At 40.7% G+C, this 12,534-nt stretch carries 10 protein-coding genes; 8 read left to right on the top strand and 2 right to left on the bottom strand.

What is annotated here, in order from left to right; genetic code table 11:
* Positions 1-84: 84 nt before the first annotated feature.
* Both MKY45_RS15455 and MKY45_RS15450 read left to right on the top strand, forming a co-directional pair.
* Positions 85-951, top strand: coding sequence for a LysR family transcriptional regulator (locus tag MKY45_RS15455; RefSeq protein ID WP_341173087.1), 867 nt, complete (start codon positions 85-87; stop codon positions 949-951).
* 273 nt (positions 952-1,224) lie between these two features.
* Entirely contained in the window at positions 1,225-1,647 is a 423-nt protein-coding gene (locus tag MKY45_RS15450; RefSeq protein WP_042535135.1) for an organic hydroperoxide resistance protein, read from the top strand.
* Between the two features lie 56 nt (positions 1,648-1,703).
* On the opposite strand, the gene MKY45_RS15445 is transcribed toward MKY45_RS15450, so the two are convergent.
* Together MKY45_RS15445 and MKY45_RS15440 are read right to left on the bottom strand one after the other, a co-directional pair.
* Positions 1,704-2,246 carry an NADPH-dependent FMN reductase gene (locus MKY45_RS15445; RefSeq protein WP_193063344.1) on the bottom strand — a complete coding sequence of 181 codons (543 nt, stop codon included), beginning with the start codon at positions 2,244-2,246 and terminating at the stop codon, positions 1,704-1,706.
* Between the two features lie 167 nt (positions 2,247-2,413).
* Positions 2,414-4,117 (bottom strand): Rqc2 family fibronectin-binding protein, encoded by a 1,704-nt coding sequence (locus MKY45_RS15440; RefSeq protein ID WP_341173086.1) that lies wholly within the window; start codon positions 4,115-4,117, stop codon positions 2,414-2,416.
* A 100-nt stretch (positions 4,118-4,217) separates the two neighbouring features.
* Between MKY45_RS15440 and MKY45_RS15435 the strand changes: the two genes are divergently transcribed.
* The 6 genes from MKY45_RS15435 to priA all read left to right on the top strand — a co-directional run bounded on the left by MKY45_RS15435 (position 4,218) and on the right by priA (position 12,107).
* Positions 4,218-6,872 carry a calcium-translocating P-type ATPase, SERCA-type gene (locus MKY45_RS15435; RefSeq protein ID WP_193063348.1) on the top strand — a complete coding sequence of 885 codons (2,655 nt, stop codon included), beginning with the start codon at positions 4,218-4,220 and terminating at the stop codon, positions 6,870-6,872.
* A 253-nt stretch (positions 6,873-7,125) separates the two neighbouring features.
* A complete protein-coding gene (gene remA, locus MKY45_RS15430) occupies positions 7,126-7,386 on the top strand; it encodes an extracellular matrix/biofilm regulator RemA (protein ID WP_042535126.1) in 261 nt (86 codons plus the stop codon).
* Between the two features lie 27 nt (positions 7,387-7,413).
* Positions 7,414-8,034 carry a guanylate kinase gene (gene gmk / locus MKY45_RS15425; RefSeq protein ID WP_042535124.1) on the top strand — a complete coding sequence of 207 codons (621 nt, stop codon included), beginning with the start codon at positions 7,414-7,416 and terminating at the stop codon, positions 8,032-8,034.
* Positions 8,031-8,225 (top strand): DNA-directed RNA polymerase subunit omega, encoded by a 195-nt coding sequence (gene rpoZ / locus MKY45_RS15420; RefSeq protein WP_084613001.1) that lies wholly within the window; start codon positions 8,031-8,033, stop codon positions 8,223-8,225. The genes gmk and rpoZ overlap by 4 nt, the downstream gene beginning before the upstream one ends.
* A gap of 268 nt (positions 8,226-8,493) precedes the next feature.
* Positions 8,494-9,702 (top strand): bifunctional phosphopantothenoylcysteine decarboxylase/phosphopantothenate--cysteine ligase CoaBC, encoded by a 1,209-nt coding sequence (gene coaBC, locus MKY45_RS15415; protein WP_341173085.1) that lies wholly within the window; start codon positions 8,494-8,496, stop codon positions 9,700-9,702.
* A complete protein-coding gene (gene priA, locus MKY45_RS15410) occupies positions 9,699-12,107 on the top strand; it encodes a primosomal protein N' (RefSeq protein ID WP_193063351.1) in 2,409 nt (802 codons plus the stop codon). Before coaBC ends, priA begins: the two co-directional genes overlap by 4 nt.
* Positions 12,108-12,534 lie beyond the last annotated feature (427 nt).

Here is a 12,534-nt window from a genome sequence, read left to right as displayed (position 1 = left end):
CTGATGTTATATGATATACTTGGATAAGTAAAATACTATATTATAATCAAAAATGATAACCTGTACTTATCGGAGGTTTTTGCTATGCGGATGGATGATTATGAAATCCTTTTAAAACTCTATGAAATTGGCACGATAAGGGGAACAGCAAAAGCGATTCTCATTTCCCAGCCAGCGGTTACCCAGCGTTTGAAATACATGGAGAACTATTTTGGAGAAGAGATATTTATACGAACATCAAAACGTTTATTACCCACACCTGCTGGAGAACAAATTATTCAGCATGCCAAAGAAACGGTGGAAAAGGAACGGCAATTTAAAAATCGTTTAGCAGAGACGGGCGAAGCGATACAAGGTACGCTGTCGATTGCCTGTTCTTCGTTGATCAGCCAGCGTTACTTGCCGGACATTTTAGGGGAATACACTGCTGCTTACCCCAAGGTAACGATTGATTTAGTAACAGGCATCAGTGAAAATATCAAACAAAATCATAAGCAATATCATGTATGCATTATTCGCGGGGAAAAATTAAAAGAAACGTCCTCGGTCCATTTGTTTGATGATCCGCTCTATATTTTTGATACAGAACCATTTCCGGAGCAAGCTTTAAAAGAAAGACCTATTATTTCCTTTAAGAGTGATGACAGCATGCATGAGCTTGTCGACAGCTGGTTGTTTGAACAGCAGAATTACATTAAACCGCAAAAAAAGATGACTGTGGATCAAATCGAAACGTGTAAACAGTTTATGAAGCAGGGAATTGGCATGGCTGTATTGCCCGGCAGTGTCTCAAATCATCTGAAGGAGCACTATCCGTATATTCCTTTATTTTTAGAGAAAAAGGCAGTAACCCGAGATACATGGGTCTGCTTCCAGGAAGGGATCCGCCAGCTCCCGCAGGTCGATCATTTTCTTCGGCTGCTGGAAAATTATGATTTTGTCGCAGTGTAACTGGCTGGGCCTGCGATTACTCGTCCCATCGAAAGGCTTTTGTAAGACTCCCGCTTCAAAAATAGGGAGAAATCGAACATTCTAAGTAGGAGATCTAACAGCCAACGGCCCGATTGGTTCAACTAACATTCAGTGGGGTAGAAAAGGCCTCCCACTGAATGAAGTTTCACTTTATCGCAGATTAAAATAAAGTATCTTTAGAAAAAAGGTTTAAAGAAAATGAATAAAGGAAATAGTACCATTAGATTAAATGATAAAGGAGCAGTGATTTCAATGAGTAATATTATTTTCAGTTCAAAAGCAACCGCACAAAACGGCAGAGACGGACATGTAAAATCAGATGATGGGATTATCGATGTTAACTTAGTTAATCCAGCCGGAAATAAATCAGATGAAAAAGGCTCCAACCCGGAACAGCTCTTTGCTGCTGGTTACGCAGCTTGCTATGATGGGGCACTTAATTTAATGGCATCCAATCAGGGAAAAAATATTACGTCAGAAACAACAGCAGAAGTTCATTTTATGAAAGACCCTGCTGACGACGGCTTTAAAATCGGCGCAACTCTGCATATCAAAATAGAAGGCGTTGATCAGAAAGAAGCGGAAGAACTGGCAGAAGCTGCGCATCAATTTTGCCCTTATTCGAAAGCAACGAGAGGTAATATTGATGTTGAACTGAAACCGACCGCAGTTTAAAAATCTATGTATAAAAAAATTCCAGCCGATAAAGGCTGGATTTTTTTATACATAGATTACTGATTTTTCATCCCCTGCTGCAAGGAAACCATTTCCTCTCCAAGCGCTTGAAGTCTTTCCAAAACACGTTCATCAATAATTTCATCACTGTCCATATTAAAAGCACTATTATGGACAAACACATTCCCGGTTGGAACTAAGCCTTTAAAATAAGACAGAATCGATCTTAGATGATATTCCATGACAAGAAAATGCCGGTCTGACCATCCAGTAGCAACCATTCCCGTTACTTTATGTTTAAAAGTGTATTCCGGTAAGTGGTCAAACAGATTTTTTAACGCTCCAGAAATCGATGCTTGATAAATTGGAGTCCCAAACACAAGGAAATCAGCGGAAGCAATTTTTTGAACTACATCCCAGGTATCTTCATTATAGTCTGCCAAGGGAGCACCGTTAAAAAAGTCGATTTCATAATCTCTTAAGTCCACTAATTCCGTTTTTATGGATGAATCGAAACGACGAGCGTGGACTAGAATCTGATTAACAACAATTGATGTTTTATCTCCTGCAAGTGCACCTGATATTCCAACAAGTTTCATATATTTTAACCTCTTTTCCAGATGATTTTAATTAATAATTATAGTATGAGTTTATCATTTAGAAGGGGAAGGCTCTAATTTAATGATTGGTTTAGGTGATAAATCCGGATGATATTTTATTCATAAAAATTTGGTGTATCACGTCAGAGAAATGATACACCAGATTTTTATTTTACTTTCAGTTGATCTACCATCTCTTTTTTCGGTGTCACAAACAGTGTTTTTTGATTATCATACGTCACATAACCAGGTTTCGAGCCATTCGGCTTTTTTACGTGGCGAATCAACGTGTAGTCTACCGGTACAGAAGAAGATTGCTGGGATTTACTGTAATAAGCAGCTAAAACAGCAGCCTCCTCTAATGTCTTTTCACTTGGCTCTCTGTCCCGGATGATTACGTGTGAACCGGGAATGTCCTTCGTATGGAGCCAGATATCATCACGGTGTGCCAGCCGCATCGTGGCGTATTCATTCTGTTTGTTATTTTTCCCGACTAATATCGTTGTGCCGTCAGAAGACTGGTAGGTTTCAGGTTTTGGCTTCTGCGGTTTTTTCGTCTTTTTCGAAGCACGCTGTTTTCGCAAATATCCTTCTTCCCGGAGTTCCTCGCGAATTTCTTCAATATCATCGGTACTTGCTACATCCAACTGCTGCAATAACTGATCGAAATAAACGATTTCTTCGTTCGTACGTTTGATTTCTGTTTCCATCATCTTACGGGAATTCTTCAGCTTCTGATAGGTTTTGAAATAATTCTGTGCATTGCCGCTTGGTGATTTATTCGGGTTTAGCGGAATAGTGATTTCTTTTTGATCCGGATCATAATAATCTACAACGGAGATTTCTTTTTGATTCGGCTTGACTAAATGCATATGCGCCGTTAAAAGCTCACCCATTTTTTGGTAGTGATCTGCCCGTTCAGATTTTTCTACCGTCTGCCGATGTTTTTTCAGCTTGCGGACGTTTTTATCCTGTTCATTTTTAATAAAGCGATAGAGGTCTTTTGCCTGCTGCTTGACCCGGTCCCGCTCGGCTTTGCCGGAGTAAAAGGCATCGAGCATTGTATTGACCTCTTCAAATACTGTATCTGCTTTTTCTTCTGGAAAAGACAGTACATGAAAATCTTCTTTTGGCTCCTGATAGATAGCAGGCTGATAATCATTTACCTGTAATTGCTTCTGAACAAGGGAAAGCATATTCTCAAAATCCTGATTCGTGCCAAGGTGGACACGCTCGATCATTTTTTTCGTCACAAATGGGGAAAAGCCTTCTAATAACCCAAGCAGCTGTTTATCCATTTTGCCAGCATTGAAATCTAATTTTTTCACAATGGAATCACTGTCGGTATCTAAAATGGAAAGCTTATGCTGGTCAGGCGGCAGCTGATACTGCTGCCCCGGCAAAATCATCCGGTGCCGGTTTTGGGACAGAGAAACATGCTTCAGGCTGTCAATAATATGCCCCTTTTCCTGGTCGACTAAAATAAAGTTACTATGCTTGCCCATGAGTTCGATAATTAATTGTTTATAACTGATATCTCCTATTTCATTACGAGTCCGGATAGTAAATGTAACGATCCGCTCCATTCCTTTTTGTTCGATCTGTTCAATTACACTTCCGGTCAGATGCTTCCGCAGCACCATACAAAACATAGGAGGTTCTTTCGGATTGGTATAGGAATCGTTCGTAATATGAAAACGGGCATAGGTGGGATGGACAGAAAAAAGCAGGCTGTGGTTTACAGACTGGCTGCGGACTGTCATCACAATCTCTGTTTCCGATGGCTGATAGATTTTATTGATTTTTCCTCTTTCTAATTTCGTTCTTAATTCTTCTGTAACCGCTCTTGTTACAATACCGTCGAATGGCATAAGTAATCACCTCATCGGCAATTATAGCATCTTTTTAGATGTTGAGGCATAGAAATGGATTAAGTGCTTGTACAATTTATGTCTGCCGGAGGAATGTATAATGAAATGGTATCAGCTTACAACCGAAAAATTAGAAGAGACATTACAAGTAAAATCGAATGTCGGGTTAGGAGAGAAGCAGGTTGCGAAAAGACGTCAGCAATATGGCGAGAATGTTCTAGCAGCGAAGAAAAAAATACCTGGATGGATTTTGTTTTTAAAGCAATTTCAGGATTTTATGGTATTAGTTTTATTAGCTGCCACGTTGATAGCCGGATTATTAGGGGAGTATATTGATGCGATTGCGATCATGGTGATTGTATTAATTAATGGAATCATTGGTTATTTTCAAGAGCAGAAAGCAGAAAATTCACTAGAAAAACTGAAAGAATTATCTGCGCCGATAGCCAGTGTCAGACGAGATGGACAGTGGGTCAAGATTCCATCCAAAGACATTGTGGTAGGAGATATTGTCCGGTTTACAAGCGGGGACAGGGTTCCAGCAGATGTAAGAGTGATTAAAACAACCAGCCTGGAAACCGAGGAGTCTGCTTTGACAGGAGAATCCCTTCCTGTTGCGAAACATACCAAAGAAATTAGAATGGACGGATTAGAAGCCCAGGATCAAGTGAATATGGCTTTTATGGGGACATTAGTTACACGGGGATCAGGTGAAGGAATTGTTGTCGGTACAGGAATGAAAACAGTCATGGGACAGATTGCCACGTTGTTGGATAATACCAAGAAGACCATTACACCGCTTGAAATGAAATTGGCCGAGCTGGGGAAAATCCTGATTGTTGTCGCCTTATTCTTAACGATACTCGTGGTCGGGGCAGGGATATTCCAAGGGCACCCAATGTATGAAATGTTTTTAGCAGGAGTTTCCTTAGCGGTAGCTGCTATTCCTGAAGGACTGCCGGCGATTGTTACGGTTGCTTTATCACTTGGTGTCCAGCGGATGATTAAAAAGAAAGCCATTGTAAGAAAGCTTTCAGCGGTAGAGACACTAGGATGTGCCTCTGTTATTTGTTCGGATAAGACAGGCACCATGACAGAAAATCAAATGACAGTGAAGGAAGTATATATAAATGGAAAAACATTATATGTTACCGGGGACGGATACCAGACACAGGGAGATTTTTTATCTAATCAGAAGAAGGTAGAGGATTCTCATTCTAATTTAAAATCGATGCTGCTATATGGCATGCTGTGTAATCATGCCTCCATTTCTACAAAAAAAGGAAAGAATGTAGTGGATGGCGATCCGACAGATGGTGCGTTACTTGTTGCAGCATATAAATTTGGTTTTCATGAAAATGATAAACAGCCTTTTCGGATTATCAAAGAAATACCATTCGATTCCGATCGAAAGCGGATGAGTGTCGTAATAGAAGATGATAATGGCATGCGTTTATTGATTACAAAAGGTGCACCGGACATGCTGCTGCCGAGGTCATCCCATATTCAAACAAAGAATGGAAAGACTGTTTTAACAAAGGAACAGAGTAAACAGACAGAACAAGCAATGGTAGGGATGGCGGAAAAAGCACTCCGAACGATTGCGATAGGTTTTCGGGTATTATCCCCTTCCGATTCATTAGATACAGCATTGCTGGAAGAGGATTTGACCTTGATTGGCCTGTATGGGCTGATGGATCCTCCTAGAAAAGAAGTAAAAGCAGCCGTTCGCGAATGTAAAGAAGCCGGAATCAAAACGGTGATGATAACAGGGGACCATGCGCATACGGCAAGAGCAATTGCAAACCATTTAGAAATTCTTCCAGAGAGCGGGAAAGTATTGGAAGGAAAAGAATTAACACAGATGTCAGACGCTGAATTAGTGGACACGATTGAAGATACGTATGTTTTTGCACGTGTCACGCCAGAGCATAAACTTCGAATCGTCAACGCCTTTCAAGAAAAAGGACATATTGTTGCAATGACAGGAGATGGTGTCAACGATGCACCAGCGATGAAAGCAAGTGATATAGGCATTGCAATGGGAATAAGTGGAACAGATGTCACAAAAGAAGCATCATCGCTCGTGTTAATGGATGATAACTTTGCAACCATTAAATCGGCTATTCAGGAAGGCAGAAATATTTATGAAAATATTCGTAAGTTTATCCGCTATCTGCTGGCTTCCAATGTAGGAGAAATTTTAGTGATGCTCTTTGCTATGCTGCTTGGACTGCCGCTGCCGCTTGTGCCTGTGCAAATACTATGGGTGAACTTAGTGACAGATGGACTGCCGGCCATGGCATTAGGTGTGGATCAGGCGGAAGGAGACGTCATGAAGCGGGGACCCCGGAATCCACGTGAAGGCATTTTCTCCCGAGGGCTCGGTTACAAGATTATCAGCAGGGGAATTTTGATTGGGGTTGTCACCTTAATTGCATTTATTGTTGCTTACCAGAATGACCCAAGCAATTTAGTCTATGCGCAGACTATTGCTTTCTCAACTCTGGTGGTAGCACAATTAATTCATGTATTTGACTGCCGCAGCGAAAAATCTATTTTTGCAAGAAATTTGTTTGAAAACAGATACCTGATTTTAGCTGTACTGTCGTCCATGCTGCTGCTCTTAGTTGTTATTTACTTCCCGCCGATTCAGCCGATTTTCCATACCGTCAGCTTGTCTGTGGTTGACTGGTGCCTGATTGTCGGACTGGGAGCATTACCGACCGTATTATTTGGATTTACTAAAAGATAAGACAGGAAACAGCTATCCCATTTATTATGATAAGGCGGATAGCTGTTTTCATTATTTAAAATGTGTATTACAATATTTGCAGGCACTTATATAAAACGGATAAACCAAGCAATTCAAAGCCTGTAAATCTCACTCTATTTTCCTATTTCTTGGTTTTGCTCTTGTAACAAAAAAGTTTATAGTATAAAATTCAATAAAGATACAGTATAATGGTACTATTATAGATAGAAAAGAAATGGCAGGGGGAAAAATTTTGAATCTAAGTTTAATAAATATTGGCTTTGGTAATGTTGTTTCCGCAAACCGCATTATTTCTATCGTGTCTCCGGAATCAGCACCAGTAAAACGAATTATTACGGTCGCCAGAGATAATAATAAGTTAGTGGACGCTACCTATGGCAGACGTACCAGAGCTGTTATCATTACGGATAGCGATCATGTTGTATTATCTGCAGTGCAGCCTGAAACAGTAGGACAACGGCTTGTGACAAACGATGAAATTGCAGACGAATAACGAAGCTGGAAATTAGGAGGAAATGGTTTGATTAAAGAGAAAGGCATTTTATTTATTTTATCTGGTCCATCAGGAGTAGGAAAAGGTACAGTTCGTAAAAAATTATTTGAGGAAGAGTTAGATCTTCAATATTCTATTTCCATGACAACCAGAGACAGAAGAACCGGGGAAGTCGATGGTGTCGATTATTTTTATAAATCCCGTGAAGAATTTGAAAAGCTGGTGAAAGAAGGCGAGCTTTTAGAATATGCCCAGTATGTAAATAATTATTATGGGACTCCGAGAAAATATGTAGAGGAAACAATTGAAAAAGGACTTGATGTTTTTCTTGAGATAGAAGTGCAGGGAGCAATGCAAGTGAAGAAAAATTTCCCTCAAGGTGTATTTATCTTCCTATTCCCTCCTAGTTTAGAAGAGTTGAAAAATCGTATCGTTAATCGTGGTACAGAATCACAGGAACTTGTTTTAAACCGTTTGAAGGAAGCTCGCAATGAAATAGAAATGATGGATGCCTATGATTATGTTGTCGTCAATGATCAGGTAGAAACAGCAGTTGATAAAGTAAAAGCAATTATCAAAAGTGAGCATTTAAAGCGGGAAAGAATCGCAAAACAATATAAGCAAATTTTGGAGGATGAGTTATCATGATGTTAGAACCTTCTATTGATTCACTGCAAACGAGAATTAAATCAAAATACAGTTTAGTCACTTTATCGGCCAGAAGAGCGAGAGAACTGAGCGAAACAAATGAAGTTTTAGTAGACCGTCCCAAATCGCATAAATTTGTCGGGAAAGCATTAGAAGAAATTGAGGCTGGAAAGCTTTATATTAAAAAATAAATGTAAATTACAGAACAATAAAGACCTTTGCACAGCGAATAATTCTTCATACAAGAATTGTTCGGGGTGCAGAGGTTTTTCTATTTGCAGCGGAGTTGTTTTAAATTTTGCCCGGCCTCTTTTCCAAGCCTTCATTCGGCAGAGAAAGCCTATTATATGTTATAACTATGTATAGAGAAGATAAAAAAATGTTGAAATATGTTTTTAAATGTAAATGCTTGTTTAGCATACGAATACGTGAAGAAAAATCATAGAGAGGATGTTTTCCATGCTCCATCAGAAAAAAATACTTTTAGGTGTTTCAGGCGGTATTGCTGTCTATAAGGTAAGTGCGCTTGCAAGTAAGCTGACACAGCTTGGTGCGGAAGTGAAGGTTATCATGACAGAAAGTGCGACGGAATTTGTTACACCGTTAACCTTCCAGGCATTAACAAGAAATCCAGTGTATACAGATACCTTTGATGAAAAAAATCCAAAGAAAATAGCGCATATTGATTTGGCGGACTGGGCGGATATCGCCATTATTGCTCCGGCAACAGCGAATATTATTGCAAAGATGGCCCATGGGCAGGCAGATGATATGCTCTCCACCACCATGCTGGCAACGCAGGCCGAGGTATATATTGCTCCGGCAATGAATGTGCATATGTATGATCATCCGGCTGTTATCCAAAACATGAAACAGCTTGAAAAGTGGGGGTACCATTTTATCGAGCCGGGTGATGGTTATTTAGCCTGCGGTTATGTCGGAAAAGGCCGTCTGGAAGAACCCCAGGAAATTATTTCTGTGTTGGAACGTCATCAGCAGAGAACACTCGATATGCAGGGGAAAAAGGTGCTTGTCTCTGCCGGACCGACAAAGGAAATGATTGATCCGGTACGTTTCTTCACCAACCGTTCCTCCGGAAAAATGGGTTTTGCTTTAGCTGAAGCAGCTGCAGACCGGGGCGCAGATGTTACGTTAGTTGCGGGACCTGTGTCGATAGAGGCGCAGCATCCATCGATAAAACGAATCGATGTTGTTTCTGCCAAGGAAATGTATGATGCGATGAACGAGCAGTTTGCTGATAAAGATATTGTCATCAAATCAGCTGCGGTAGCCGATTACCGTCCCAAAGAGGTACAAACATCTAAGATGAAGAAAAAAGAAGGCGATGATGTAATAACTCTGGAACGGACAGAGGATATACTAAAAAAACTTGGAGAAAGAAAAGAAAATCAATTTTTAGTCGGATTTGCTGCAGAAACAGACACCCCTATTGAATATGGACTGGGAAAACGGAAGAAGAAAAATTTAGATGCTATTGTTGTCAATGATGTCAGCCGTGAGGGAGCAGGATTTGAAGGAGATACAAATATTGTTTCCTACATTAATAAGGCGGAATCGGTCATTGAATTGAAGCAGGCCACCAAAAAACAGATAGCAGTCCAGCTCTTAGATTGTATTTTACAAGATATGAAGGATGATTCCATTTGAAAATTGCCAGTGTCATCGTTGATGTGCCGACAAGTGCAACGAATCAAACATACGACTATTTAGTTCCAGAAAAATATCATGAAATCATTACTCCCGGTATGCGCGTCACTGTGCCATTTGGACCGCGGAAGATTATGGGGTTTGTTGTCCAATTAAAGAAGGAAACACATTTATCAAAAGTAAAAGAACTGCATGAGGTGTTAGATATAACACCTGTTTTAACAGAGGAACTGCTCCAGCTGGGGAAATCAGTCGCCAAAAAAACACTTAGCTTATATATTACCGTATTTCAAACGATGCTGCCCCAGGTATTAAAATCCCAGTACACGAAGGATTTGGTACGGGAGACAGACGAATTTCTCAGCCCGGAATTAGAGGATTTGTTTGCAGGCAGAGAATCCATTTCATTTGAAGAATTCACAGCTTCTTCTATCAGCTATTATCAATTACAAAAACAAATAGAAGCTGGAAATATTACGATTTACTATCATGTGAAGTCAAGAATTACGAAAAAACAGCTGACCATGGTGCAATTGGATGTATCAGAAATGCGTGCCATGGAGGCGTTAGAGGATTTATCCAAGCAGGCAAAAAAACAAAAAGAGCTGATTCAATTCTTTATTGAGTATCCGGAGCCGATCGAACAGGCGAAATTAATTCAAACTTTAGGCACCTCTGCTCAGACTGTGAAAACGTTGGTATCCAAAGGGATTGTAAAGACATTTCAGCAGGAAGTATTCCGTGATCCTTATAAGAATCAGCCAATTGAACAGACAGAAGCATTCGAACTTACGGAAGAACAGGCGGAGGCCATCAAACCGGTGATGGCCTCTATTGAGAATCAAGAGGATAATATATTTCTATTACATGGTGTTACCGGAAGCGGTAAAACAGAAATTTATCTGCAATCAATCCAGCATGTGATTTCAAAAGGACAGGAGGCGATTGTTCTTGTTCCGGAAATTTCGTTAACGCCGCAGATGGTCCGCCGCTTTAAAGGCCGATTCGGATCCAGTGTAGCAGTTATGCATAGCGGTCTTTCTGCCGGAGAAAAGTATGACGAGTGGAGAAAAATTCAGCAAAAGCAGGTGCAAGTGGTTGTCGGTGCCCGCTCTGCGATATTTGCTCCTTTTTCAAATATTGGTATTATTATTATTGATGAAGAGCATGAAACAACCTACAAACAGGAAGACCAGCCAAGGTATCACGCCCGGGACGTTGCGATAGAAAGAGCGGTCAGTCATCGCTGTCCGGTTGTGCTTGGCAGTGCAACGCCTTCGTTAGAAAGCTATGCCAGAGCTAAAAAAGGTGTCTACAAACTGTTAACACTTGCCAGCCGTACGAATCAGCAGCAAATGCCAAGTGTTGAGATTGTCGATATGCGCAAAGAACTGCATGCCGGCAACCGGACCATGTTTTCTACGTCGCTGATGGAAAATATGAAGGCTTGTATGGAGCGTGGAGAACAGATTGTACTGCTCTTAAATCGCAGAGGATATTCGACGTTTGTGATGTGCCGTGATTGCGGCCATGTATCCGAATGTCCACATTGTGATATTGCATTAACTTATCATAAGAACTCACATCGGCTTAAATGTCATTATTGTTCCTACGAACAGGCGGTTCCAGCACATTGTCCATCCTGTGAAAGTGATTCTATCCGCTACTTTGGAACAGGTACCCAGCGGGTGGAAGAGTCCCTGGCGAAGCTTCTGCCGGAAGCTCGCGTGATTCGGATGGACGTGGACACAACGAGACGCAAGGGTTCTCATGAAAAATTATTAAAACAGTTTTCAGAGAAGAAAGCAGATATTTTACTAGGGACACAGATGATTGCCAAAGGCTTGGATTTTAAAGATGTGACATTGGTCGGAGTGTTATCAGCAGACTCGATGCTGCATCTTCCTGATTTCCGTGCCTCCGAGCGTACTTTTCAATTATTGACGCAAGTAAGCGGTAGAGCAGGCAGACATGAGCTCACGGGTAATGTAATTGTGCAGACCTATACGCCGGAGCATTATAGTGTGACATATGCTGCCGGCCACAATTTTTTAGATTTTTATCAGCATGAAATGGCTGTCCGAAAAGCATTTCAATATCCGCCGTTTGTTTTCCTTGTATTAGTCACCGTATCGCATGAAAATCATGCCCGGGCCGTACAGGTTACGGGGGAGATTGTAAAGCAGCTGAGTGAGATTGTGTCACCTGGAACAACTATTTTAGGCCCGACACCTTCCACTATTGCACGGATAAAAGATAGATATCGGTATCAGTGCATGATAAAATACAAGCATGAACCTGACTTAATAAACTATTTAGAACAAATTCAATCGGCATATGCTGATGAGATACGGAAGCAGACGCTGCAGTTGTTCATCGATATGCAGCCGTATTATATGATGTGAGGAGGTTCAAAAAGTCCAATAAAAATGACATGGAAAAAAAGGAACTTCTACTAAGAACGTCCACGTCCTGTGGACAACGCAGAAGTCACCATATCCTGTGAAAGCTCGTTAGCTTGCATTTCCGTTGGGGCTGCGATTACTCGCCCCATTAAAAGAGTTGCTCACGTATTTATAAGCATACGTTCCGCTACTCAATGCTGCGCTGCCTCGATCTTCTCGGTCCTTTTTATCGAACTTTTTGAACATAATTTAATCTATATAAATTGAAGTAAGAAATTACACTTTATTTTTTTTATAAAAATGACGAAATAATGATTGAAAACAGTAACTAGCGGAAGAAAAACACGTAGACTCCTGTGGGAAAGCGCGGAGGGAAGACCCCGCAGAAAAAAAGCGAACTTCTTTTTTTCGAGGAGGCTGAGCTCAA

Origin of the sequence: Oceanobacillus sp. FSL K6-0251 (genome assembly GCF_038004725.1) — a bacterium.
Taxonomy (GTDB): Bacteria; Bacillota; Bacilli; order Bacillales; family Amphibacillaceae; genus Oceanobacillus; species Oceanobacillus oncorhynchi.
The sequence above is the reverse complement of the archived record's forward strand: the minus strand, read 5'-3'. Positions and strand labels throughout refer to the sequence as shown.

Excerpts from the sequence above, each read along its gene's own strand:
- MKY45_RS15455 (WP_341173087.1), top strand. The coding sequence starts at position 85 with ATGCGGATGGATGATTATGAAATCCTTTTAAAACTCTATGAAATTGGC.
- MKY45_RS15450 (WP_042535135.1), top strand. The coding sequence starts at position 1,225 with ATGAGTAATATTATTTTCAGTTCAAAAGCAACCGCACAAAACGGCAGA.
- MKY45_RS15445 (WP_193063344.1), bottom strand. The coding sequence starts at position 2,246 with ATGAAACTTGTTGGAATATCAGGTGCACTTGCAGGAGATAAAACATCA.
- MKY45_RS15440 (WP_341173086.1), bottom strand. The coding sequence starts at position 4,117 with ATGCCATTCGACGGTATTGTAACAAGAGCGGTTACAGAAGAATTAAGA.
- MKY45_RS15435 (WP_193063348.1), top strand. The coding sequence starts at position 4,218 with ATGAAATGGTATCAGCTTACAACCGAAAAATTAGAAGAGACATTACAA.
- rpoZ (WP_084613001.1), top strand. The coding sequence starts at position 8,031 with ATGATGTTAGAACCTTCTATTGATTCACTGCAAACGAGAATTAAATCA.
- coaBC (WP_341173085.1), top strand. The coding sequence starts at position 8,494 with ATGCTCCATCAGAAAAAAATACTTTTAGGTGTTTCAGGCGGTATTGCT.